The organism is Streptomyces sp. LBL, assembly GCF_029893585.1.
Lineage (GTDB): Bacteria > Actinomycetota > Actinomycetes > Streptomycetales > Streptomycetaceae > Streptomyces.
Window position 1 is genome coordinate 193,372 of sequence record NZ_JARXYX010000001.1, and the last position, 23,324, is coordinate 216,695.

The following is a 23,324-nucleotide window of genomic DNA, read 5'->3' on the forward strand; positions in this document are numbered from 1 at the left end:
AGCCGCCTTATCTTGTCCGCATGACCAGGATCCCGCACGAATCGTCCGGTGAACCGAATCCCCTGCGTGCCCTCACCCTCGACCGGCTCCGTCGTCGTACGAGCATGAAGTGGCGCACCTATCCCGAGGACGTCCTGCCGGTGTGGGTGGCCGAGATGGACGTCCCGCTCGCCGAACGGGTCGTCCGCGCGGTCACGGACGCGCTCGCCCTCGGTGACACCGGCTACCCGGCCGGCACCGCGTACGCCGAGGCGCTCGCCGCCTTCGCCGGCGAGCGGTGGGGCTGGGACGGACTCGCGGTGGAACGCACCGCGATCGTTCCCGACGTGATGCTCGGCGTCGTCGAGATGCTGAAACTGGTCACCGGGCCCGGCGATCCGGTCGTCGTGAACCCGCCCGTGTATCCGCCGTTCTTCCCGTTCCTCGCGCACCTGGACCGGCGGGTGGCCGAGGCCCCGCTGGGCGCGGACGGACGCCTCGACCTGGACACCCTGGAGGAGACCTTCCGGCGGATCACGGCGGGCGGGCGGCGCGCCGCCTACCTGCTGTGCAGTCCGCACAACCCGACCGGCACCGTGCACACCGCCGATGAGCTGACCGCTGTCGCCGCCCTCGCCGACCGGTACGGGGTGCGGGTGGTCGCCGACGAGATCCACGCGCCGGTCGTCACCGCCGGCACGCGCTTCGTGCCGTACCTCGCCGTGCCGGGCGGGGAGAACGGACTGTCGCTGATGTCGGCGTCCAAGGGCTGGAACCTGGCGGGACTGAAGGCGGCGCTCGCCGTCGCGGGCCCCGAGGCCGCCGCCGACCTGGCCCGGCTGCCGGAAGAGGTCGGGCACGGTCCCAGCCACGTCGGCGTGATCGCCCACACCGCCGCCTTGCGCGAGGGCGTCGGCTGGCTGGACGCCCTGTTGGCCGGCCTCGACGACAACCGGCGTCTGCTCGCCGACCTGCTCGCGGAGCACCTCCCCGCGGTCGTCTGCCGCCCGGGCGAGGCCACCTATCTCGCCTGGCTCGACTGCCGGGCCCTCGGCCTCGGCGCCGACCCGGCGGAGACCTTCCTGCGCCGCGGCCGGGTGGCCTTCAGCTCCGGGATCCCCTTCGGGACCGGGGGCGCGGGACACGTACGCCTGAACCTGGCGACCTCGCCGGAGATCATCGAGGAGGCGGTGCGGCGGATGACGGCGGCGGTCGGCTGACCGGGGCCGGCCGTCGGCCTCCTTCGGTGTCGAGACGCTGCCTCTACACTGCCCACCATGGACAAAACGGTGCCTGCCCGCCTGGGTGCGGGGAAATACCTGCTGGTCACCAGCTTTCGGAGGAACGGCACCCCGGTCGCCACCCCGGTGTGGGTGGTGCGCGACGGCGACGCGCTCGGCGTGTGGACCGTCGCGGACTCGGGGAAGGCCAAGCGCATCCGGGCCCGCGCCGACGTCCTGGTCGGGCCCTGCGACGTGCGCGGTCACCCGACCGGCGACCAGATCCCCGCCACCGCCGAGAGCACGGATGCGGCCACGGTCGCGCGCTATCGGCAGCTTCTCAAGCGCAAGTACGGCGTCCTGGGCCGCCTCAGCCTCCTCGGCAGCCGGCTGCGCCGCGGCCCGGACGGAACGGTCGGCATCAGGGTGACCTTCGATTCGTGACCCGAGGGGCGAGCCGCGTGGTCGCCCCCGGGGTGGTCGGACCACGGCGCGTCCAGCACCGTACCGGTCGGCTCCGGCCCGCCCTCCTGCGGATCAAGCTCAGAGGACGGGACGGGACGGGACGGGACGGGACGGGACAGGGTGGCTGTGGGTTGTCTGTGCAGGGGACGTCATCGAGGCAACGACCTGATCAAGCCACGCAGTGGTCCGATGACTAGGCGGACCGCGCCCGGGGGAAGCGCTTGCTATGAGTCGAACCACCCGCCACCGTGCCGCCGTCGTCGGCACCGGCCATCGCGCCCAGCTGTTCACCCGGGCCCTGGCCGAACGCCCCGACCACCTCGTCGCCGCCCTCTGTGATCCCAGCCCCACCCGGATGGCCTTCCACAACGGCCTGTTGGCCGCGGCCGGCGAACCCGCCGCCGGCACCTGGGAGCCGGACCGTTTCGACGAAATGCTCGCCAAGGAGAACATCGACGAGGTCGTCGTCACCACCGTCGACGCCGAGCACGACCGCTACATCGTCCCCGCCCTGAAGGCCGGCTGCCGGGTGGTCACCGAGAAGCCGATGACCGTCGACGCGGACCGCTGCGCCCGCATCCTGGACACGGTCCGCGACACCGGCAACTCCCTCGCCGTCGCCTTCAACTACCGCTTCAACCCCGTCCATGAAAAGGTCCGTGCCCTGCTCGCCGAGGGCGCGATCGGCGAGGTCCTGTCCGTGCACTTCGAGTGGCTGCTCGACGTCCGGCACGGCGCCGACTACTTCCGCCGCTGGCACCGCGAGAAACGCCACAGCGGCGGCCTCATGGTGCACAAGTCGAGCCACCACTTCGACCTCGTCAACTGGTGGCTCGCCGACGAGCCGCAGGAGGTCTTCGGCTACGGGCGGCTCGGTTTCTACGGCCGTGCGGCGGGCGAACGCCACGGACTGCGCCGCGACTACGCCCGCGCCCATGGCACCGCCTCGGCGGCCGACGACCCCTTCGCGCTGGACCTCGCGGCCGACGACACCCTGCGCGCCCTCTACCTCGACGCCGAACAGGACGACGGCTACGTCCGTGACCGCAACGTCTTCGACGGCCCCGTCACCATCGAGGACGACATGGCCCTCCTGGTCCAGTACCGCGGCGGCGCGACCATGACATACCACCTCACCGCATACTCCCCGTGGGAGGGCTACCGGGTGATGTTCAACGGCAGCGCGGGCCGGCTGGAACTGGAGGTGGAGGAGAGCCGCTGGCAGCCGCCCCGCACCACGATCACCTCGGGCAGCGGCGCCCTGCACGGTGACACGGCCGCCGAACATGCGGGCGGGGCCCGCCTCACCCACCGCCCGCTGTGGCAACCGCCGGTCGACGTCCCGCTGGTCACCGCGCACGAGGCGCACGGGGGCGGCGATCCACGCATGCTCGACGCGCTCTTCGGGCCGGTGGACCGGGAGCAGCAGGCCGACGCCGGTGCCGGAACCCATCCCACGGCCACCGAACGCGACGGCGCTCTCGCGCTGGCCGTCGGACTCGCGGCCAACCAGTGCTTCGGGTCGGGGCTGCCGGTGCGGGTGCGAACGCTGGTGCCCGGGGTGTGGGGGCCGTAGGGGACGCGCTCGCCGGCGAGGCGGACGGGCGGTCCGTCAGCTCCAGGCGCGGTAGGGCTCGTCGAGCAACTGGAAGACCGGCTCGCCCCGGACCGGGTCCTTCACAGTGGACAGCCGCACCCGGTCGCCGCTGTGGATGCCGATGAGCGGGCCCATCACCCGGCCACGCACGACGAAGCCCTCCGCCATCTCGATCAGCGACACGTTGCGCGCGGCGGGGGTGTTGCGGTGCACCACCGTGGAGTGGCGGACCGTCCCCGTGCCCTCGCTGCGCTCGGTCCGCAGCTCGCTGCCCTGACAGACCGGGCACAGCAGCCGGTGGTACATGGCGGTGCCGCACCAGGTGCAGCGCTGGAAATGGATGGCCTCCGCGTCCGCGCCGCGCAGTTCCGGCCTCCTGGGTTCCAGGAGGCCCGCCACGGAACCGGCTGACTGACGGGTAACGCTTGCTGAGGGGTGGTACACGCTGGTCAACTCCCTGCGCTCGGCCGGAATCCCGCGTGCCCGGGGTACCACGCACGCACGTGCCCGGTTCGCCGTGCCACCGCGCACGACCTCAGAGTATGGCACTGAGTGTCACCCGTAAAGGCACTCCGTACCCTAAAATGCGTCAGTCCCGTCCCAGCGCGGTCTCGACCTCCTGGACCACCCGCCACAGCGGCGCCCCGCGCCGCGAGACGACCACCACCACGTCCTCGGACTGCTCGCCCCGGGTCGCTCCCGGGGCCGCCACGAAGGTGGACTGGACGTACCCCAGGGCGTGGTCCACCATGGCGTTCGCGTCGCACAGCCCGTCCGAGCGCAGCCAGGACCGCAGCGCGTTGTTGTGGGCCGCGACCACAGCGGCGGCGATCACGTCGGCCTGCAGGGTCCCGTCGGGCCGGCCCGCGAACCGTGCCCGCAGATACTCGGCGAGGGCCCGCTCGTAGCGCCACACCACGGACAGTTCGTACGCGCGCAGGCCCGGCACCTTCTTGGTCAGGCGGTAGCGCTGGACGGAGAACGTCGGGTTCTCGGCGTACATCCTCAGCACCAGTCGGGCCGCGTCACAGACCCGCTCCACGGGTTCCTCCGTGCCGTCGCCGGTGGCCAGGAAGTCCGTCATGTCGGCCAGGCAGCGCTCGTGGTCGGGGAAGACCACGTCCTCCTTGGAGGGGAAGTAGCGGAAGAAGGACCGGCGTCCGACGCCGGCGAGCGCCACGACGTCGTCGACGGTGGTCTGTTCGTACCCCCGCTCCAGGAACAGCTGGAAGGCCGCCGCCACGAGTGCGTCCCGCATGGGCGGCTTCGCGGACGCCGCGCCGGCCTTCCTCGCCTTCTCGCCGCGACCGCGAGCCGCACTGCTGGAACTCATGGACGGGAACGTAGCACCTGGTCGGGGCGTATGACACTCAGTGCAGTGCATGGAGGGAACCGAGTGCTTTGTGTCGAACCGGCTGCGACTGTGGGACGACCGGAGTGAGGTCCGCTGAACTCCTCGCCCGGCCGGCGCGTATCCCTCTCCGGGAGAGCCGGAGGCCCCTGCGCAGGGGACGGAAGGAGACCAGCATGCCGACACCGCCCGACGAGGACGCGCCTGAGGACAGGCAACCCCTCGAACCGATCCGTGTGCTGCGCCCGCGCCGCACCGACGCCCTCGCCGAGCTGATCAGGGAGTATCGGGAGCAGACCGGCCAGTACGACTACCGGGAGCAGAGCGGCCGGTACGACTACCGGGAGCAGAGCGGCCGGTACGAGCCGGTGGCGATGCCCGTAGTGCGGCCGCACGCCGAGGAGGAGACGCAGGAGACGGCGCCCGTCTCCGACGAGCGCCGGCCCCTGGCCCCGGCCCCGGCCCAAGTTCCAGCCCCACCTCCGGTTGCTCTCCGCGGCAGGCCGTACGGACTGCGCCGCATGGCCGTCGTGGGAGCCGTGACCGCTGCAGCAGTGGTCGGCTTCGCGGGTGCGTTCCTGCTGCCCGGCCGGAGCGACGCGACCGCCGATCCGGCTCCCGCCCCGCCCGCGCCCACCTCGGCCGAGCCGGCCCCGGCGGCCCCGGCCACCCCGGGCGTCTCGGCCGGCCCCGCCGACCCCGACGGCCCCGGCACCCTGCGGGAAGGAGCCAGCGGCCCCGAGGTGAGCGACCTCCAGCAACGCCTGCTGCGCATCCCGAACGTGTACGACCACGGCTCCACCAGCGGCCGTTACGACACGACCCTGACCGAGGCGGTGGCCCGCTTCCAGCTCTGGTACGGCATCCGCGGCGACGAGACCGGTGTCTACGGCGACGACACCCGGCTCGATCTGGAGTCCCGTACGGCCGCGGGATGACACCGAGCCGTTTCCCTCCCGGGGTGATCTCGGGGTGATTTCTCTGCGGAATTCCGCCCTCCAATAATTCGGGATCACCCCGGGATCGCCCTGCGGCGCCGTCACTCCGCCTCGTGGGGGACCTGGATGTCGACGACACAGACGTCGTCCCGCCGCTCCTCCTCCAGCAACGTGGCGAGCAGCGGTCCCAGCGAACCGGGAGTGTCCGTGCCGTGGGCCACGACGGCCTCGGCGAGCCGTTCCAGCCCCAGATCGATGCCCTCCGTGGGACGTTCCACCAGCCCGTCCGTGTACAGGAGGAGCCGATCGCCCGGCTCCAGGCGGCACTCCGCCTCCTCGTAGACCGGTGTGGCAGTCGCCCCGAGCAGCATCCCGTGCGGGCGGCCGAGGAAGCGCACCTCGCCGTCGCGCAGCAGCAACGGCGGCGGATGGCCGGCCTGCGCCCACACCAGGCGGCGTTCGTCGGCGGTGTAGCGGGCCAGCACCATGGTCGCGGTGCCGTGCGAGCCCTGGGAGTGCAGCAGCAGGGTGTTGAGCCGGGCCAGTGCGCCGGTCAGCGAAGATCCGGTAACCACCATGCCCTTGGCGGTGAAGCGCAGCTGGGCCATCGTGGCGACGGCGTCGATGCCGTGACCGGCGACGTCGCCGACCACGAACAGGGCGTCGCCGTCGGGCAGTTCGATGGCGCTGAACCAGTCTCCGCCGACGTGCAGCCCCGACTGGGCGGGCAGATAGGCGATCTCGACCCGCAGCCCGGCCAGCCGCACCGGGCGGGTGGGCAGCGGCAGCAGCGCGTGCTGCAACCGGGCGGCCAGGGTCCGCTCGGCGCGCAGCACCCCGTGCTGGGCGAGGATCTCCTGCTCGCTCTCCACCAGGGCGAGCTCCACGCTGCGCAGGGCGGTGAGGTCCTGGACGAAGCCGTGCACCTCGACGGGTGTGCCGTCGACGTCCGACACCGCCTCGGCGACGGCCCGCAGATGGCGGATCCCACCGCCCGCCCGGATCCGGAACGACACGTCGAACGGCCGCCCCGTGCACACGAGTTCCCCGATCGCCCGGGCCAGCGGCGGGGCGTCGTCGGGCAGTGCGCGGTCCGGCAGGTCAGTGAGGGGGATGGGGCCGTCGGCCGGGTCGCGGTCGAAGATGGCGAAGACCTGGGAGGACCAGGAGTCCTCGGGGGAGACCAGATTCCAGTTCGCCCAGCCGAGATTGCCCAGCCGCTGCACGTCCGACAGCCGCTGCTCCTGCCGGACCGAGGAGTCGCGCCGGATCCAGGCGACGACCAGTCCGTCGCCCAGCCGGGCCGCCCGGATCGAGTACTCGGAGACGCCCGTGGCGCCGCCCACGACCTCCTCGTGGGCGAACGGCTCGCCCTCGTAGGGCTTTCCGGTGGTCAGGGCGTTCAGGCAGCCCTGCCACAGCTGCTCGCCGGCCATGCTGGGGAAGCACTCCAGGATCCGGTGGCCGACCAGCTCACCGCCCGCCCGGCCGACGATGTCGACCGCGTCCGCCGTCGCGGCGTCGATGCGGTAGTCCTCGACCTCCCCGGATCGCGTCCGCAGCGGCGTCAGCAGCATCGCCGCTCCTGGCAGCGAACCGAACACGGTCTGCGCGGCGTCGGCGGCACGTACGGCGTCCTCGTTCTGCGGGGTGCCGAACGCGCGCAGCCGTTCGGCGCACAGCCGGGCCACCGCCCGCAGCAGCCGTCGCACCGGCGGACTGAACGGACCGCCCCGGTCCCGCAGGACGCCGATGCAGACGTCGGCGGCGTCCCCGGCCGGCACCGGCAGCCAGACACGGGAGCGCCAGCGCTCGGGTGGATTCCCGATGAGCAGATACCGGTCCCGGTCCGCGTCGATGTCCTCCAGCCAGCGCGGCTGCCCCGCCCGCAGGGCGGCCAGCGCGGCGATCCCGGACAGGGGTGGCACGTGGCACCACTGGGTGGCCAGGGTGTCGTCGATGCCCGCGTGCCCGGCCAGTCGGAGCTCGCCGGCGGGCAGTCGCCGGTAGATCATGACCGAGTCGGCCTCCACGGCCGGCGCGAGATGCTCCAGCAGGCACCGGGCGAGTTCCTGCGGGTTGTCGACCCGGACCAGGGCCTCACCGAGGCGGCCCAGGACGGCGAAGGCATCGTCCTCCGTGTCGGCGGTGCCGGTGCCGGTGCCGACACCGATATCCGTCCGGTTCCGGGTGGCCGGGACACCGTGCCCGGTGGCGCCGGACGAGCCGTCGCCGGACGTGCCGTCGCCGGGGACGGCGGCGACGGCACGGAAGCCGTCCTGCGAGGCGGCACGCAGCGGGGGCACCGGGCCGCCGAGGGTGATCCAGCACTCCTCCAGCAGCGTGCGGTCCGCGGCCTTCGCCCGCCGCAGCAGCTCCTCGCCGGCCTCGTCCGCGGTGCACGCGGTCAGCGCCATCAGCACACCCTTGGCCCGCTCCAGGACGGCCGCCGACGCGACCTGGTCCCGCAGCCGGTCCATCTCCGCACGTTGCCGGGCCACCACCTTGGCCAGCGCGGCCTTGTCGGGCGCGGCGCCGTGCTCGGCGGTGCCGGCGGGCTCGCTCGTCACGTGTTGAGCATTGCACATCGGACGCGCTTCATCGCGGGCGTGTGTTCGCGGACCACGCGCACGTCGATGGAGACGGGCGCCCCGGGCCCCGCCCGGCCCGTTCACCCGCCCGTCCAGGCGGCCTTCAGCGGTCCGTCGGCGAGTACAGCCACAGCCGCAGCAGGCGGCTGAGCGACGGCATCACCAGGTAGGTCAGTACAGGCAGAGTCCCGGCTGTCAGCGGCCGTGGCCGCGGTCGACCAGGGCCTGGCTGACCGCACGGACGCTGCGCGCGATGTGCTGCAGTTGCAGGACCTCCGCCGCGTACAGCTTGATCGTGTGCTCGATGACCGACTCCGGCAGCCCCAGCCCGGGCAGATCGGCCCGGGCCGTCTGCAGCGCGGTGCGGGCGACACGGACCTCGTGCTGGACCTGGATCTGCGCGTGCCGGGCGAGCAGCACGGGGTGGCGGATCAGCGCCGGGTAGCTGGCGTAACGCGCCGGAACCAGCCCGCGCAGCCACTTGGCCGCCGAGCGTTCCCAGTCGTAGCTGCCGGGCGTCTTGACCTGGCACGGCCAGTCCGGGCTGAGGCGCGTCGTCGTCAGGGGCATGGTCATCGCTTCCGGGTGTGCGGCGTCGTGGAACGTGGTCCGAGGAGGTGGCGGCGGCCCCGGACCAGGGGATGACCGGGGCCGCCACGGGCGCTCGCGCAGGCGATGCCCGGCCGAACACTCCGGCGCCGACGCGGGTAGGAGACGGCGACAGTGGGTGTCCGCGGGTGTGGAAGGTGTCCCGGTGCGGCCCGGGGCGCGATCCCGTGAGCAGTATTTATATATGCCGTCCCGTTTGCAAGGAGCATGAAAACATTCATGCACGATATGGGGCGGAGGATCCCACTGTGTCCTGATGTGCGAGGGAGTGAGATCAGCCCGGGAACGGGATCGGTCCGGGGCGGTGGGATCAGTCCCGGAGGAAGAACTGATGCTGGTCGGAGATGTGCTCGTACTCCTCCAGCCGCGCCTGGGTGCGTTCCGGATCGGCGTCGGTCATGGCCTGGAGCAGCGCGGCTGCCATCACGCCGGGGGCGGCGTAGGAGTCGAAGACCAGACGGGAACCGGTGCCGGTGGCGAACACGGCGTCCGCCTCGTCGGCCACGGGTCCGAGCGCCAGGTCGGTGATCAGCGCGACCCTCAACCCGGCGCTGCGGGCGACCCGTACGGCGGTGAGGGTCTCCTGGGCGTGCCGGGGCATGGAGAACGCCAGCACCCAGGTACCGCCGGCCTCCCGTGACTGCAGCAGCGCGTCGTAGGCGACGCTGCCGCCCCGCGTCACCAGCCGTACGTCGGGATGGACCCGGCGTGCCGCGTACGCGAAGTACTCCGCCAGGGACGCCGAGATGCGCAGGCCCAGGATGGTCAGCGGGGTCGACCGGGACAACTTACGGCCGACACCGATCACCTGGTCGGGATCGGCGAAGTCCCGGCGCAGGTTCTCCAGGTGCTCGATCTCGGCGTCGACGGCCGCCTGGAGCTCGTTGCTCCCGTTCTCCTCCGCCGCCGTGGGGCCGCCGGCGAGGGCGCCGAGCGCGATCGACTGGAGCTTCTCCCGCAGCGAGGGGTAACCGTTGAAACCCACCGCCGCCGCGAACCGTGTCACGGAGGGCTGGCTGACGCCGACGCGCTCCGCGAGATCGGTGATCGACAAGAAGGCCGCCTCGGTGATGTGCTCGATCAGGTACTGGGCGATGCGCCGCTGCCCCGGGGACAGCCGGGGCCGGTCGAAGAGTGCCCTCAGCTGGGACGTCGGGGAGGCCTCCGTCTCCGGCGCGGTCCTGCCCGAGGTGATCGAGGTTGCCTGTGCACGTGCCTGCTGCGGCGATGGCACCGGTGTGCCTCCTTTGTCTCCCACAGAAACTCAACATAGCTGACCGGCCCCGGTGACCAGGGCTTGTGCGACGTCATCCGGCCGTCGGCGAGAAGGACGCATACGAAGGACGCATACGAAGGACGGATACGCGGGCGCGGGGCGGGAACCCGCTTGGCCACAGGCGGCCGACGGCGGTCGCGGAGGACGACAGACGAGGAGCCACCTGCATGACCGCCCCCGAGGAGAACCGTTCCCGAACCGGGACCACCGGCGAACTCCTCGCGCAGCAGGAGGAGAGCACCCCCCGTGCACCCGGCGGCACCGGCCGCACGTTGCGGGAGGCCCTCGAAGAGGCCGAGGTACGGCCCGACGACTTCAAGGACGACTTCAAGGACGACTTCAAGGACGACTTCAGCAACGACTTCAAGGACGACTTCGAGGAGGCGTGAATGAGCGCGATCAGCGCGCTGGAACAGGCCCTGGAGAACGGGTGGGGGGCGCTGTGGGCGCGGGTCGTCGACAAGGACCCCGTCGAACTCCGCGACGCGTTGCGACGTGAGTGCGACAGCAACGTGGTCGTCTGCAGCGAGACCCGGGTCGTGGTCCCCAACGCCTACGACGTGGAACTCGCCGAGCACGTGCACGACGAACTCACGCGCCGCGGCACCCGGGTCGGTCAGGAGCTCACGGACAGCCTGATGCGGCACGCCGAGGAGAAGGGCTACGAATGGGCGGGTCCGCTCACCGTGCACCTCACGAGGTCCTCGGACGTGCCCAACGGCCGCTACCGCGTGGCCAGCGGCGTGATGAACCACGTGAGCGCCGAGGGATTCCACCAGGTGACCCATGAGGGGCAGGTCACCGCCGGTAGATCGTGATCGAGTGGCCGACCTCGTCGATCGGACGACTGGAGTCGATCAACTCGGCCAGCCGTCCGGTCGCCTTGGCGACCGAGGAGTCCGACACGACCAGCAGCCCCCGCACTGCCCGCTCGGGCACCTCGCGCGGGTCGCCCGCGTCGATACCGTAGGACGACGGCAGGCCGCTGCCCTTGTACACGAGCCAGATCCGCTCGCCCGGGTACCGCTCGCGCAGCCGGTCGGCGAGCCGGCCGAGGTCCTGGCCCCAGTCGACGTTGGAGTCGTGCAGCCGGAGCCGGGTCTCGGCCGGTCCGCCGAACGCCTCGTTGGAGTACGGCAGATAGTAGGGATACGTCCGCAGCGAACTCACCGCGACGAACAGCAGCAGCACCCCCGTCCCGACCGGCGCCCATCGCCACCGCCACCGCACGACGACGGCACAGCCCGCGGCCACCGCCAGGAACATCGGCAGGAAGATGGCGTAGCGGGTGCCGAAGTCCCGCGCCCCCTCCATCGCCACGGCCAGCAGCACACCGCAGGGGAGGAGCAGATACGGCGCCGCGGGCCGCAGCCTGCGCACCGCCAGGACCACGACGGCGCCGGCGGTCCACAGGGCGAGCATGCCGAGCGGGGTCTTCACCAGCAGCGCGGCCGGCAGGTAGTACCAGAGGGACCCGGTGTACAGCCGGCCGAACAGGAAGCCCTGCCACGGCTGGTTCTCCAAACCGAACTGGACGCGCATCCCGTCCCGGTACGCCTCAGGGAACGGCAGCAGCCGGACGAGCAGCCCGCGCAGTCCGTGCACGGTGGGCACCTGCTCGGGCGTCCAGCGCAGCCGCGGATCGACGACCAGATACGACGCCCAGACGACGGCGAGCGCGGCCAGCGCCACCACACCGGCGCCCGCGACCACCCGCAGCAGCGTCCGGCGCCGGTCCCGACGGCGGTCCGTGGACGTCGACCACACCGACACACCGGCCAGCGCCAGCAGGACCGGAACCGCCGCCAACGTGTTCATCTTCGTGGCCAGGGCCGCCCCCAGCGCCGCCCCGGCGAGCGGCAGGAACAGCCGCGGCCGGCTGCGCGCCCGCCACAGCAGCCACACCGAGGTCAGCAGGAACCCCGCCGCCGGAACGTCCAGGGTGGCCAGCGAGCCGTGGGCGATGATGTCGGGGGAGAGGGCGTACAGCGCGAGTGCCACCGACCCGCCCACCGGACCGGCGAGTTCGCGGGTGAAGGCGAAGACGACGAGCCCGAACAGCAGCGTCAGCGCGATCACCGGGAGGCGGGCCCACAGCATCAGCCGCCACGGGTCGTTGCCGGACTCGTACAACAGATGCTGCCCGAGCAGGCTCTGGTTGCCGGTGAAGGACGCGTCGACGTGCGGGTCGGCGAGCGCCACCCCGGTCGCGATGACCAGTTTGCCGAGCGGCGGATGCTCGGGGTTGTGGCGCAGACGGTGTTCGTGCAGGTACTCGGCGGCCGTGGCGACGTATATCGGTTCGTCGATGGTCGGGGTCTGCTGGACAGCCGTCGTCACCATCGCGACGGCCATCTGGGCGAGCAGCAGCACCACCAGGAACGGCATGAGCAACCGCCTGCCGGACCGCCCCGGCGACCGCCCCGCGGGCGGGCCGAGGGGCCTCTTGGAGTCCAGGACCGAGTGCGTCACGCGTGCCATCATCCGCCCCGCGATGACACCGGGCGGGCGACGGCGGGAGCGAGAGAGCGGCGTCTACCCCGCCTCCTCCGCATCAGCTCCCGCCACCCGGGGCGTCACCGCTTCAGGAGTCGTACCGACAGACCTTCCGCCGTGTAGACGGGTACGGCCCGCAGCCGGTCGGAGTTCAGCTCGACGCGGTCGAACTGGCCGCGCAGCACCGGGGCGGCGAGCACCCGGACCGTGCGTCCCGCCGTCGGCGGCCGGTCGGCGTCCAGCCGCAGGGACAGCGTGCTGCCCCGGCCGAGCACCGCCCGCCGCGTCACCTCCAGGACCGGCTCCTGACCCGAACGCAGGGTCGCATCGAGGGCGCCGGACTCCTGCGTGTAGCTGCCGTGGACCTGCAGCGACCTGCCCGCCTTCAGGGTGCCGCCCTGCACCCGTACGTCACCGTGGCCCAGCGCGTGCGCCGAGGCGCAGGCCAGGACGCCGTCCGCGAGCACGGTGCCGCCCGTGTACCGGTTGTGGCCGGTCAGGGTCAGCGTGCCGGTGCCGCGCTTGGTCAGACCGCCGTCGCCGTCGATGTCGTTGCGCCAGCTGTCGGCCGCCTTGAAGCCGCCGGCCGCCGCGTCCAGGGTGACGGTCACGCCGGAGTCGAAGGCGCCGTAACCGTCCGCCGCGGCGAACAGGTTCAGCCGGCCCCACTGCTCGAAGCCGTCCAGCAGGACGTACCCGGAGGGCAGCGCGGTGGTCCGCAGCACCTCGCGTCGCTGGGCCGCGTCCAGGTACGGCAGCCGCGTCTCCAGCAGCACTTCCGCGCCCTTGGGCACGGTCAGCGGCTCGTCGCCGCCGCGCCGGGTCAGCACGTACGTCAACCGGGGCGTGACGGCACGCTCGTTGGCGTCCCGGTCGGCGTACGCGTCGGAGCCGTCCGCGTGGGCGTAGGCGTACAGGGTGTCCGCCGTCGTGCCGGTCTTCTCCCGGAAGTACGCCAGGGCCTGGGCGCGCGCCGCGGCCTTGAGGCCGGCGTTCGCCGGGTCGGCCAGGGTGGCGGCGGCCAGGGCGGTGGCCATGATCCGGCCGCCGAGGACGTCGACGGTGGAGTGCATGCCCGCCATGATCCGGGTGTGGCTCAGCTCGAACGCGCGGGTCACCAGCTCCTGGAAGCGCTCCGGCACCGCGTACGCGTAGGCCAGCGCCGCCAGGTGGAAGGCGTTGGTGTGGCCGCTGGGGAAGCCGCCGTCGTCCACCGGTGAGGTGCTGCGCTGCCGCAGCAACTGCGGGGCGACGACCACCTTCGAGTCGTAGACCGGGTAGCCGAGCGCGTCGGTCCGCCCGGTGTCGACGACCTCGCTGTCCTCGTTCATGCGCCAGGGGCGCGGGTACTGGAACGCGTACTTGCCGGGGTTGCCGGAGGCGAACGGGCCGCGGACCGTGTCGACCAGTTCGGCCACCTTGCCGAGCGCCGAGTCGTGCGAGCCCGCGCCGAGCGCGGAGCCGGCCGGGGCGCCGGCCGGTACCGCGTCGTCGATCTTGGTGGGCGGTGTGCCGTCGGGGGCACCGGTGATCGAGGTGACCGCCTGGGCGCCCGCCCGGTACAGATCGGCCAGCGGGCCGAGGCCGGCGATCACCGCGTAGCTCTGGTGCTGGCGGTCGTAGAGGAACGCCTCCTTCGCCTGCGCCTCGGTGCGTGCGGAGGTGACGCGGGCGCAGTAGCGCATGTTGGCGCGCAGCACCTCGGGCATCAGCGGCACGCCGGCGTTCCAGGAGCCGCCGGTCTTCCACACCCGCGCCATGCCACCGAGGACCCGGACCACGGCGTTGGTCTCCGGCGTCAGGTTCGCCATGACGTTGGTCCGGTAGTCGTCGACGAACGCGGCGGGGGCGCCGGCCGCCTTCGCGTCCGCGGCGGCCAGCCACGTCACGAAGGTGGGCGCGGTCAGCACACCGGCCGAGGCGCCCAGCGACGACGTGAGGAACCCCCTTCGGTTCACGCCGCGTTCGCGGACCGGCGAAGGGGAGCGGTGCCCGGCTGGTGACGGCATACGTCTGCCTCTCTTGACTTCTTCGGCCGTACGGCCGGGAGGAGGAGTGATCGAGCGCGGCTCACAGTGCGGCACGTGACGTATGCGTCGAACGCGCTTTCCCGAGCCCTACTGGCGAAGAATTACGGGCAGGCGGTGTCGGGTCAGGGATGATCCGGCGTCCGCCCCATGTCATACGCGTGAACGCGCGATATGTCATACGAGTGAACGCGCCATCGCCACCGCGCCCTCGACCGGCGGCACGTCGAGCTGCCGGGGCCGGGCCCCGGGCACGCCGGCGGCCAGGGACGACACGAAGGCGTCGTAGAGGGCGGGCTGGGCGAGGACGGTGCTGCCCGCGACCACGACGTCGTCGACGGCCACCCCGCGGGCGGCGAGCCGTGCGACGAGCGCGGCCAGCGAGCGGCCGCCGTCGGTGATCACCGCCCGGGCGAGCGCCGATCCGGCCTCGGCGGCGGCGAACACGGCGGGTGCGTGCCGGCCCCAGTCGGCGGAGGCGTGCGTGGCGTGTTCCAGGGCGGCGCCGAGCGCGGGCACTTCGGCGACGCCGAACCCGGCGATCAGGTTCCCGGCGAGTTCGCCGGGTTCCTCGCCACGGTCGTGGGCCGCCCATACGGCACGTACGGCCTCGCGGACCAGACCGGCCGAGCCGCCCTCGTCACCGAGTACCGCACCCCAGCCGCCGACCTGCACGGGAGTGCCGTCGGGCAGTCGGCCGACCGCGACGGAACCGGTGCCCGCGACCAGGCCGACGCCCCGCTCCAGACCGGCGGCGGGCACGAGCAGTTCGGCGTCGCCCAGGACGACTGCGGGCGCGTCGAAGTGCAGATGCAGCGCGGTACGGATCTGGGTGCACTGGCGGGGTGTCTCGCAGGCGTGCCCGCCCACCGCGACGGCGGACGGGCGGGCGCCCGCCGGCAGCGTCCCGGCGACCAGTGCGGCCAGCCAGCCGGCGGCGGCCACGGGGTCGTGCGGACGCCAGCCACTGCTCGGGCGGACGTGGTCGGCGACGCGGGTCCCGCCCGCGAAGGCACGCAGGTGCGTCTTGGTGCCGCCCACGTCGATGCCCACCACGAGCGGGTACGGGAGGGGGGTGTCCTGCACGAATCCTCTTTCGTCGTTGCGCTGGGCTGCGACGGCGGGCGAACCGTGCCTGGAGGAAAGCGAGGTGAGGATGATTCGATGAACTAGGGAAGCCCCGGGACGGGCCTCTGACGGGCACGGCAGGCGAGTACCGTGACGTTCGTTAGGAAGTTAACTAACGAAGTACAGTGCGTGTCAAGAGGCTTCGCGCACTCGATCACCGGGCGGTCCCACGGGGCCGCAGGGGGCGGGAACCGCGTCGCCAGGGCATCCCATCGCCGTGTTCCGCGGAGCCGATCGGACCGGGAACGCGGCGTTGACCCGTGGGGGAGAACTGTGGAACACGACGTGGTGAAAGCCCCTCGCCTGACCGAGAGTGCGAGCGCGGTGTTCGCCGTGCTGGCCGGGGCGGGCAGGGCCACCCGGCCGCAGCTCGCGAGCCTGGCGGGCCTGTCCAAGCCGACGGTGTCCTCCGCCGTCGCGGAACTGGAGGGCGCCCGGCTCGCCGCCCACTCCGGCACCGCGTCCAGCGGCACGGGCCGCACCGCCGCCGTCTACCGTCTCGGCCCGGCCGCCGGCGCCGTACTCGCCGTCGACCTGGGTCCCGCCCTCACCCGGGTGCGCGGCTGCGGCCTGGACGGCACCCTGCTCGCCCAGGCCACCGGCGCGCGGGAAGAGGCCGCCGACGTGGTGCGCGAGGCGCTCGGCGCGCTGCCCGCCGACGCCCCGCTGCGCACCGTCGTCGTCGCCGTCGGCGATGTCACCGCACCGCGGAAGGACGGCGGGATGCGCCCCGCGACCGCCAAGGCCGGCCCCGTCTTCGACGCCATGACCGTCGCACTGCCGCCGGGCGTGCCCGTCCACCTCGAGAACAACGTCAACTGCGCCGCGCTCGCCGAACTGCACGAGGGTGCCGCCCGCGGCCACCACACCTTCGGCTATCTGCGGATCGGCGTGGGCATCGGCCTCGGCATCGTGGTCGGCGGCCGGGTGCTGCGCGGAGCCAACGGCGCCGCCGGAGAGCTGGCCCGGCTGCCCTACCCCTGGGACGACGGCCGCGAGCCTCGCCACGAGGCGCTGGAGGAGTACATCGGCGCCCGCTCGCTCCTGCGGCGGACCGCCAAGGCATGGCAGGACGACGACGGGCCGTGCCCGCGCACCGCCGAGCGGCTCTTCGCCCTCGCCGGACAGGGCCGGGCCTCGGCCCTGGCCGTCGTCGGCCGCCACGCCGCGGACGTCGGACGCCTCGCCGCCGCGGTGACCGCCGTACTCGACCCGGGGCTGATCGTGCTGGGCGGCAGCACCGGTGCGGATCCGCAGCTCCTGCCCGGTGTGCGGGCCGAGCTGGGGCGGCTGAGCTGGCCCACCGAGGTGGTCAGCAGCACGGTCGGGGACCTCGGCACGGTCGTGGGTGCCGCCCGGCTCGCGGTGGCCCGGGGAGTCCAAAACGTGACCGAGCCCGCGCGAACGAAGGATTGACGGCCCCGGCTCGGTCTGCCAATGTCCGGACAAGCGCTTTCTAAGTCGGCCGGGACGCCGACTTGGGGTGAGCGTCCCGACCGTACGTGAGGTACGGCAGCCACGCGAGGGCGTGCTCGCGAGGTCACGGCCCTGAAGGCCGGGGACCCACCCATGAGGACGACGCGGCCGGGCGAGGCCGTGCCCCCGGAAAGCCAAATCTCCTGCAAAACGCACCCGTGCCGCCTCGGTCGGCGCCGTGCTCCGTCCCCAATGACGAAAAGGGATCGAAGATGATCAGTGTGGGTGTGCGGCGCTCCCGCCGGCTCGGCAGTGGCGGCATACGCCGCGTGATTCCCCTCGCTGCCGTGGCCACGGCAGGCGCCCTTCTCCTCTCCGCCTGTGGGTCGGGGTCCGGCTCGGGCGGGAACTCCAAGTCGTTGACGTTCTGGATTTCCACGGTTCCGGGGCAGGACGCGGGCTGGAAGAAGGTGGTGGCGCAGTACAAGAAGGAAGCCGGCGTCTCCGTCAAGCTCGTCAACATCCCCTACGACGGCTACGCGACGAAGCTGCACAACGCCGCGCAGGCGAACTCTCTGCCCGACGTGGCGGCCGTGCCGGCGCTGGACCCGATCTGGTCGAACAAGCTGATCGATCTCAGCTCGATCGCCAACAAGAAGAGCAACAAGATCAACGCCAACTTCCTGGCCAAGGACTCGTCCGGGAAGGTGCTGTCCATCCCCTCGGACGTCACCGCGTCCGGCCTGTTCATCAACAAGACGCTGTTCAAGAAGGCCGGCGTCTCCTTCCCGAGCTCGCCCCAGAAGACCTGGACCTGGACCGACTTCATCAAGGCGGCGGACAAGGTCCGGGAGAAGACCGGCGCCAAGTACTCCCTGACGTTCGACCAGTCGCCGTCGCGGCTCCGCGCCATGGTGTACGAGCTCGGCGGGAAGTACGTCCACGCGGACTCCTCCGGCAAGTTCTCGGTGGACGCGGCGACCAAGAAGGCCGTGAACTACTTCGTCGGACTGAACGACGACAAGACCATGCCGAAGTCGGTGTGGACCAGCGGCGCCGACCCGTCGGCCATGTTCCAGAGCGGTGACGTGGTCGCCTACTGGTCCGGTGTGTGGCAGGTTCCCGCCTTCGCGGAGAGCATCAAGAAGTTCGACTGGGCGAGCGTCCCGACTCCCGCCGAGCCGGTGCAGGCAAGCGACGTCAACAGCGGCGGCATGATGGTGGGCTTCAACAACAACGGCGCCGCGGCCACCGCCGCGACGAAGTTCATGTCCTGGCTGTACGAGCCGGACCACTACCGCGAGCTGTGTGAGGCGTCCGGGTTCCTGCCCGTCGAGAGCGGTCTGAACCCGAAGTACCCCTTCACCTCCGAGGCGGCGCAGGCGGCGTTCAAGCTGTACAACGAGGAGATCCCGCTCTACGCCCCGATCTCCGGCTACTTCAACACCGCCCAGACGAACTGGGTGCTGAAGGGCAAGAGCCTCCCCGACGACCCGACCAAGGCGGAGATCGGCAAGGCGATCAACGGCCAGCAGTCGGTCGGCAAGGCCTTGGACACCATCGTGTCCGTCTACAACCAGCAGGTCGGCGGCTGATCGTAGGCCGGCGGGCCCGGGCGGCGGGGTCGAGACACCGCCGCCCGGCCCTGGGCGCCCACGTGATGCCGGGCTCCTGGCGTGAGCCCACAGGAATCCATTCCACCAGCACGGAGTCAGGAAGATGACAAAACGCGCCTCGGACGTGTCCGTGAGCCCGCCCAGGAGACGCAACAGGTACGTCATCGCGCCGCTCGTCCTCATCGCGGCCAATGTCGTGCTCTTCGCGCTGTTCTTCGTCTGGCCGGCGGTGATCGGGCTCGTCTACTCCTTCACGAACTACACGGGTGTGGGGGCGTACCAGTTCATCGGACTGGACAACTACCACAACCTGTTCGGGGACTCCACCTTCTACGACGCGCTGACCCGGACGCTGCTGTACGCCGTGCTCTTCGTACCGCTGAACTTCGCGGTCTCGCTGCTCACCGCCAACCTGTTGGTGAGCAAGCACGCCAAGGGCGCGTCGGTCGCCCGCGTCGTCTTCTTCATCCCGTGGCTTCTGTCGCCCATCGTCGTGGGTGTCCTGTGGCGGTGGCTGTTCGGTGAGAACTTCGGACTGGTCAACTACGTCATCGAGAAGCTCGGCGGAAGTGCCGTTCCGTGGCAGTCGAACGCGGACCTGTCGTTGACAGTGGTGGTGATGGCGGCATCCTGGGCCTGGACGGGCTTCTCGATGCTGCTGTTCATCGCGGCGATCAAGAACGTACCGGTGTCGTACTACGAGGCGGCCTCGCTCGACGGCGCCGGCCCATGGCGCCAGTTCATCAGCATCACGCTGCCGAGCATTGCGCCCACCTCGTTCATCGTCATCCTGCTCAACACGATCAACGCGATGAAGGAATACCCGGTGTTCGTCGCCCTCAACAACGGCGGACCCGGCACGTCGAACAACCTGCTTGTCCAGTACATCTATGAGACCGGCTTCAAACGGGGCCAGATCGGCTACGCGAGCGCCGCGTCATTCGTGCTCATGCTCATCCTGATGGCCGTCGCGATCATCCAGCTGATCGTCAACCGGCGGGTGGAGAACCGATGACAACCACAGACACGCCACGCCCGGCCGACGCCGGTCCCGGACGGGCCGTCTCCAAAAAGCAGCCCCGCCGTGCGGTCAGCGGTGGGTTCCGGCGGGCAGTGCCCGCGACGACGCTGCTGTGGATCCTGGCGTGCCTGTACGGATTGCCGGTGCTGTGGTTCATCCTCAGCTCCCTCAAGCCGGCCAGCGACCTGTTCTCCTATCCGCTGACGCTGGTTCCGCACAACCCCACCCTGTCGGGTTACCTGACCGCGTGGCGCAGTGCCAACTTCTCCCAGTACTTCATCAACACGGCCATCGTGTGCGTGATCACGACGATCCTCACGGTGGGAGTCAGCTGCTGTACCGGGTACGCGCTGGCCAAGTACGACAACAAGTGGCTCAAGGTCTTCTTCATCTGCATCCTGGCCACCACGATGCTGCCGTCCGAGGTCATGCTCGCCCCTGAGTTCCTGGTGGTCCGCAACCTCGGCCTCTACAACTCGTTCAGCGGCATCATCCTCCCGGCCGTGCTCACCGCGACCGGATGCTTCATGTTCCGCCAGTTCTTCCTGACGGTTCCCGACGAACTGGTGGAAGCCGCACGCATCGACGGCGCCCGCGAACTGTCGATCTTCCTACGGATCATGGTGCCGCTCTCCCGGCCCATCATGCTGACACTCGCGATCCTGTCCTTCCAGTGGCGATGGAACGACTACATCTGGCCGCTTCTGATGCTCAACGACCCCAACAAGTTCACCGTGCAGATCGGCATCCAGAGCATCGTCGGCGCGCAGAACATCAACTGGTCGGTACTGCTCGGCGCATCCGTCATCTCCATGATCCCTCTGATCGTCATCTTCCTGGTCTTCCAGCGCTACGTCATGGGCGCCGACATCAACGCCGGACTGAAGGACTGACCGTGCCCACCACGCTCGACCATGAGTTCGTCCGCGCGGTGGCCCGCGCCGCCGACCGGCTTGCCGCCCCGCTGGCGGCCGGCCCCGACGAGGAACCCACCGGTGTGCCGCACCGTGGTCTGGCGCGTCGGGTGAAGACCCTGATCGCGGCCTACCGTTCCCCGGACTCGGCACTGCACGGCAGCAGGCAGGCCATCGCCGCCACGATGACCCACCTGGGCGCCCTGCGGGCCGCGCAGACCACCACCGGCCTCTTCGCCGGCGGCGACAACGTGCAGTCACCGCCGGACTCCGCGTTCACCGTCAACGACGTGTGCGACGCGCACGTCCTCGCTGCCGGTGCGGGGCCGGAACTGCGCGACGTCACGGCCGCGCTCGCCGAGATCGCCTGCGCCGCCTCGAGCAGTCTCCTGACCGGTGGGGTGCACACCCCGAACCACCGTTGGGAGCTGTGCGCGGCGCTGGCCCGGCTGCACCGGTCGTTCCCCGACGACCGGCTGCTCCACCGCATCGAGGAGTGGCTCTCCGAGGGCGTCGACATCGACGCGGAGGGCCTGTACTCGGAACGGAGCGCCAACTACGCGGCCCACGTGTCCAACCCTTCGCTGCTGCTGCTGGCCGACGTGCTCGGCCGTGCCGACCTGCTGGACGCCGTGGAACGCAATCTCGCCACCACCCTGGACCTCATCAGGCCGGACGGCACGGTGGAGACCGTCCACTCGCGACGGCAGGACCAGAACCACCCGTTCCCACTGGCGCCCTTCCTGCCGCACTACCGGCTGTTCGCGGTCCGCACCGGCCGAGGCGACTTCAGCCGGGCGGCGCGGCTGGCGGCCGCCTGCGGCATCGACGACCCCGACCTGCTCGCCGGGACCCTGCTCACCCCGGACCTGTGCCGCACACTGCCGGCACCGGCCATGGAGACACTGCCCCGCGACCGGTACATCACCACCGCGCGTCTCGCCGCACGCGCCTCGGCCACCGCGCACACGGTGGTGTCCGGCGGCTCCGACGTGCCCGAGCACCGGCGCATCCGCTCGGGCCTCGCCTGCAATCCCACCTTCCTGCGCCTGTTCGCCGGCGACGCCGTCCTCGACGCGGTCCGTCTCTCCCGGGGCTTCTTCGACCTGGGCCCGTTCCGCGCCGCCGGCATGCAACAGCTCGCCGCCAGCCGGTACCGGCTCACTGAAACCCTCACAGCCGCCTACTACCAGCCGCTCCCGCCGGACGGGCGACGGGACGGCGGCGTCTACCGGATGGCGGACGAGGGTCGCTTCTCGGCCGCGATGGCCTTCCCGGACCGGCCTAGGGACGAGGTCTCGCACACGATCCGCGTCGAGGTGGACCTGAGGGAAGACGGTGCCGACCTGCGGATCGACATCAGCGGGCCACGGGTGCCCTGGGCGCTCGAACTGACCTTCCGGCCGGGCGGCGTGCCGGAGGGCGCCGTACCGATCGGCGACGGACGCTGGTGCCTGGCGACCGGACCGATGACCTACCGTGTCGGGGACGACGAGATCCGGGTCGAGGCCGGCGTCGAGGCAGGCGAACCGCTCGCCGGGCCGGACCGGAGCGATGTACTACGGTACGACCCGGGTCAGGACTACACCGTTGTGGGCGGCACCGATGCGACGACCGGGAACCGCGTCTACATCGGTGGACACGGCCCGCACACACTGACCGTCGCACTGCACGCCCGCCGATCCGCACCTGTCGTGTGACCCCGACGAACCACGCCATGGCCATCCCGGGCATGAAGGGCCGACGGGGCCGGGATGGCCTGACGGTACGGACGGACACCTTCACCGCCGTGATCGGGGAGCCGGCCGGGGACGCCCACGCCGAGCCGGAGCTGACGCTGCGCGCCGCCGCCGGCTGAGGGTCGCGGCGCGCGCCCCGAACTGTCAGTGGGTCGGCCCGAGCCTCCGGCAGCGGGCCGGGCTCGTCGTCCGGGGCCATGGCCTCGTACCGGAGACCCTCCCGCTCATCGGCCGGTGTCCGCTCCAACTGGCCCCGGTCCACCGCCAGTACGGTGATGTCCAGGCCCATCCGGCCACCCTACGAGGTCGCGCACCACCAGGTCCGCCCGCTCCCGGGTCGCCGCGATCAGCTCCGCGTTGGGCTGGTCCGAGCGCAGCACCCAGGCCACCGCCTCCTCGTGGCTCTTGCCGAACTCCTCGTGCCGGGCCACCAGTCGGCTCACCCGCTCCTGCTCGTCGATCTCACAGAACCACACCTCGTCCAGCTCAGCCCGGACACGCCGCCACGCGCCCGTGTCCAGCAGCAGGTAGTTCCCCTCCGTCACGACCAGCCGGGCGGCCGACGGCACCGGGATCGCCCCCGCGACCGGCTGCTCCAGCGCCCGCTCGAAACCGGGCGCGTACACGATCTCACCGTCCGGCTCGTCGAAGCGCAGCCGCCGCAGCAGCGCCGCGTACCCCGCCGCGTCGAAGGTGTCGGGCGCGCCCTTGCGCTCCCGCAGGCCGAGCCGGTCCAGTTCGACGTCGGCCAGGTGGAAGCCATCCATGGGGACATGCGCCATCCATGGGTCACCGGGCGAGTTCAGGGCCCGTACGAGCTGCTCGGCGAGCGTCGTCTTGCCCGCGCCCGGGCTGCCGGCGATGCCGAGGAGCGCACGGCGGCCGGGGCGCGTGAGGGCGCGGGCCCGGGTGAGGAGGTCGTCGAAGGTCAGCGGCACAGA

At 71.6% G+C, this 23,324-nt stretch carries 21 protein-coding genes; 12 read left to right on the forward strand and 9 right to left on the reverse strand.

Annotation, left to right across the window (positions count from 1 at the left end; translation table 11 throughout):
- Positions 1-20: 20 nt before the first annotated feature.
- The 3 genes from M2271_RS00895 (at position 21) to M2271_RS00905 (ending at position 3,240) form a co-directional block, all read left to right on the forward strand.
- Positions 21-1,199, forward strand: a complete 1,179-nt coding sequence (locus M2271_RS00895) for an aminotransferase class I/II-fold pyridoxal phosphate-dependent enzyme (RefSeq protein ID WP_280885083.1) — start codon at positions 21-23, stop codon at positions 1,197-1,199.
- A 57-nt stretch (positions 1,200-1,256) separates the two neighbouring features.
- Entirely contained in the window at positions 1,257-1,643 is a 387-nt protein-coding gene (locus M2271_RS00900; RefSeq protein WP_280885084.1) for a PPOX class F420-dependent oxidoreductase, read from the forward strand.
- Between the two features lie 247 nt (positions 1,644-1,890).
- Positions 1,891-3,240, forward strand: a complete 1,350-nt coding sequence (locus M2271_RS00905) for a Gfo/Idh/MocA family oxidoreductase (RefSeq protein ID WP_280885085.1) — start codon at positions 1,891-1,893, stop codon at positions 3,238-3,240.
- Between the two features lie 36 nt (positions 3,241-3,276).
- Here the strand turns inward: M2271_RS00905 and M2271_RS00910 are convergent, their stop codons facing one another.
- Together M2271_RS00910 and M2271_RS00915 are read right to left on the reverse strand one after the other, a co-directional pair.
- Positions 3,277-3,705, reverse strand: a complete 429-nt coding sequence (locus M2271_RS00910) for a hypothetical protein (protein WP_280885086.1) — start codon at positions 3,703-3,705, stop codon at positions 3,277-3,279.
- Positions 3,706-3,850: 145 nt separating this feature from the next.
- Positions 3,851-4,594, reverse strand: a complete 744-nt coding sequence (locus tag M2271_RS00915; protein ID WP_280885087.1) for a TetR family transcriptional regulator — start codon at positions 4,592-4,594, stop codon at positions 3,851-3,853.
- 194 nt (positions 4,595-4,788) lie between these two features.
- On the opposite strand from M2271_RS00915, the gene M2271_RS00920 reads away from it, so the two are divergent.
- Positions 4,789-5,550 carry a peptidoglycan-binding domain-containing protein gene (locus M2271_RS00920; protein WP_280885088.1) on the forward strand — a complete coding sequence of 254 codons (762 nt, stop codon included), beginning with the start codon at positions 4,789-4,791 and terminating at the stop codon, positions 5,548-5,550.
- A gap of 101 nt (positions 5,551-5,651) precedes the next feature.
- On the opposite strand, the gene M2271_RS00925 is transcribed toward M2271_RS00920, so the two are convergent.
- The 3 genes from M2271_RS00925 to M2271_RS00935 form a co-directional block, all read right to left on the reverse strand.
- The gene (locus tag M2271_RS00925; protein ID WP_280885326.1) at positions 5,652-8,030 is read right to left on the reverse strand and encodes a SpoIIE family protein phosphatase; all 2,379 of its coding nucleotides are present in this window, start codon (positions 8,028-8,030) and stop codon (positions 5,652-5,654) included.
- A gap of 306 nt (positions 8,031-8,336) precedes the next feature.
- Positions 8,337-8,717: a hypothetical protein gene (locus M2271_RS00930; protein WP_280885089.1), complete on the reverse strand. Its 381-nt coding sequence runs from the start codon at positions 8,715-8,717 to the stop codon at positions 8,337-8,339.
- 343 nt (positions 8,718-9,060) lie between these two features.
- Positions 9,061-9,984 (reverse strand): MurR/RpiR family transcriptional regulator, encoded by a 924-nt coding sequence (locus tag M2271_RS00935; protein WP_280885090.1) that lies wholly within the window; start codon positions 9,982-9,984, stop codon positions 9,061-9,063.
- 209 nt (positions 9,985-10,193) lie between these two features.
- Between M2271_RS00935 and M2271_RS00940 the strand changes: the two genes are divergently transcribed.
- Together M2271_RS00940 and M2271_RS00945 are read left to right on the forward strand one after the other, a co-directional pair.
- Positions 10,194-10,415 carry a hypothetical protein gene (locus tag M2271_RS00940; RefSeq protein ID WP_280885345.1) on the forward strand — a complete coding sequence of 74 codons (222 nt, stop codon included), beginning with the start codon at positions 10,194-10,196 and terminating at the stop codon, positions 10,413-10,415.
- Complete coding sequence (locus M2271_RS00945) at positions 10,416-10,844, forward strand: DUF3662 domain-containing protein (RefSeq protein ID WP_280885091.1); 429 nt, start codon at positions 10,416-10,418, stop codon at positions 10,842-10,844. It begins immediately after the preceding gene.
- Here the strand turns inward: M2271_RS00945 and M2271_RS00950 are convergent.
- The 3 genes from M2271_RS00950 to M2271_RS00960 all read right to left on the reverse strand — a co-directional run bounded on the left by M2271_RS00950 (position 10,825) and on the right by M2271_RS00960 (position 15,635).
- On the reverse strand, positions 10,825-12,414 hold the full coding sequence (locus M2271_RS00950) for a phospholipid carrier-dependent glycosyltransferase (RefSeq protein ID WP_280885327.1): 1,590 nt from the start codon (positions 12,412-12,414) through the stop codon (positions 10,825-10,827). The genes M2271_RS00945 and M2271_RS00950 overlap by 20 nt on opposite strands.
- Positions 12,415-12,602: 188 nt before the next feature.
- Complete coding sequence (locus M2271_RS00955) at positions 12,603-14,531, reverse strand: phosphatase PAP2 family protein (protein ID WP_280885092.1); 1,929 nt, start codon at positions 14,529-14,531, stop codon at positions 12,603-12,605.
- A gap of 195 nt (positions 14,532-14,726) precedes the next feature.
- On the reverse strand, positions 14,727-15,635 hold the full coding sequence (locus M2271_RS00960; RefSeq protein WP_280885093.1) for a BadF/BadG/BcrA/BcrD ATPase family protein: 909 nt from the start codon (positions 15,633-15,635) through the stop codon (positions 14,727-14,729).
- Positions 15,636-15,962: 327 nt separating this feature from the next.
- Between M2271_RS00960 and M2271_RS00965 the strand changes: the two genes are divergently transcribed.
- The 6 genes from M2271_RS00965 to M2271_RS00990 all read left to right on the forward strand — a co-directional run bounded on the left by M2271_RS00965 (position 15,963) and on the right by M2271_RS00990 (position 22,502).
- Positions 15,963-17,093: an ROK family transcriptional regulator gene (locus M2271_RS00965; RefSeq protein ID WP_280885094.1), complete on the forward strand. Its 1,131-nt coding sequence runs from the start codon at positions 15,963-15,965 to the stop codon at positions 17,091-17,093.
- A 272-nt stretch (positions 17,094-17,365) separates the two neighbouring features.
- Positions 17,366-18,688: an extracellular solute-binding protein gene (locus M2271_RS00970; RefSeq protein ID WP_280885095.1), complete on the forward strand. Its 1,323-nt coding sequence runs from the start codon at positions 17,366-17,368 to the stop codon at positions 18,686-18,688.
- Between the two features lie 124 nt (positions 18,689-18,812).
- Positions 18,813-19,724 (forward strand): sugar ABC transporter permease, encoded by a 912-nt coding sequence (locus M2271_RS00975; RefSeq protein WP_280885096.1) that lies wholly within the window; start codon positions 18,813-18,815, stop codon positions 19,722-19,724.
- Positions 19,721-20,623 (forward strand): carbohydrate ABC transporter permease, encoded by a 903-nt coding sequence (locus M2271_RS00980; RefSeq protein ID WP_280885097.1) that lies wholly within the window; start codon positions 19,721-19,723, stop codon positions 20,621-20,623. Before M2271_RS00975 ends, M2271_RS00980 begins: the two co-directional genes overlap by 4 nt.
- Before the next feature lie 2 nt (positions 20,624-20,625).
- The gene (locus M2271_RS00985) at positions 20,626-22,344 is read left to right on the forward strand and encodes a hypothetical protein (protein WP_280885098.1); all 1,719 of its coding nucleotides are present in this window, start codon (positions 20,626-20,628) and stop codon (positions 22,342-22,344) included.
- Positions 22,341-22,502, forward strand: a complete 162-nt coding sequence (locus tag M2271_RS00990) for a hypothetical protein (RefSeq protein ID WP_280885099.1) — start codon at positions 22,341-22,343, stop codon at positions 22,500-22,502. The genes M2271_RS00985 and M2271_RS00990 overlap by 4 nt, the downstream gene beginning before the upstream one ends.
- 105 nt (positions 22,503-22,607) lie before the next feature.
- On the opposite strand, the gene M2271_RS00995 is transcribed toward M2271_RS00990, so the two are convergent.
- Positions 22,608-23,321, reverse strand: a complete 714-nt coding sequence (locus tag M2271_RS00995; protein ID WP_280885100.1) for a nucleoside/nucleotide kinase family protein — start codon at positions 23,319-23,321, stop codon at positions 22,608-22,610.
- Positions 23,322-23,324 lie beyond the last annotated feature (3 nt).

Bases quoted from the DNA above. Each gene is read 5' to 3' on its own strand.
- M2271_RS00895 (WP_280885083.1), top strand. From the start codon at position 21: ATGACCAGGATCCCGCACGAATCGTCCGGTGAACCGAATCCCCTGCGT.
- M2271_RS00900 (WP_280885084.1), top strand. From the start codon at position 1,257: ATGGACAAAACGGTGCCTGCCCGCCTGGGTGCGGGGAAATACCTGCTG.
- M2271_RS00905 (WP_280885085.1), top strand. From the start codon at position 1,891: ATGAGTCGAACCACCCGCCACCGTGCCGCCGTCGTCGGCACCGGCCAT.
- M2271_RS00915 (WP_280885087.1), bottom strand. From the start codon at position 4,594: ATGAGTTCCAGCAGTGCGGCTCGCGGTCGCGGCGAGAAGGCGAGGAAG.
- M2271_RS00920 (WP_280885088.1), top strand. From the start codon at position 4,789: ATGCCGACACCGCCCGACGAGGACGCGCCTGAGGACAGGCAACCCCTC.
- M2271_RS00925 (WP_280885326.1), bottom strand. From the start codon at position 8,030: ATGGACCGGCTGCGGGACCAGGTCGCGTCGGCGGCCGTCCTGGAGCGG.
- M2271_RS00930 (WP_280885089.1), bottom strand. From the start codon at position 8,717: ATGACCATGCCCCTGACGACGACGCGCCTCAGCCCGGACTGGCCGTGC.
- M2271_RS00940 (WP_280885345.1), top strand. From the start codon at position 10,194: ATGACCGCCCCCGAGGAGAACCGTTCCCGAACCGGGACCACCGGCGAA.
- M2271_RS00945 (WP_280885091.1), top strand. From the start codon at position 10,416: ATGAGCGCGATCAGCGCGCTGGAACAGGCCCTGGAGAACGGGTGGGGG.
- M2271_RS00950 (WP_280885327.1), bottom strand. From the start codon at position 12,414: ATGCCGTTCCTGGTGGTGCTGCTGCTCGCCCAGATGGCCGTCGCGATG.
- M2271_RS00955 (WP_280885092.1), bottom strand. From the start codon at position 14,531: ATGCCGTCACCAGCCGGGCACCGCTCCCCTTCGCCGGTCCGCGAACGC.
- M2271_RS00970 (WP_280885095.1), top strand. From the start codon at position 17,366: ATGATCAGTGTGGGTGTGCGGCGCTCCCGCCGGCTCGGCAGTGGCGGC.
- M2271_RS00975 (WP_280885096.1), top strand. From the start codon at position 18,813: ATGACAAAACGCGCCTCGGACGTGTCCGTGAGCCCGCCCAGGAGACGC.
- M2271_RS00980 (WP_280885097.1), top strand. From the start codon at position 19,721: ATGACAACCACAGACACGCCACGCCCGGCCGACGCCGGTCCCGGACGG.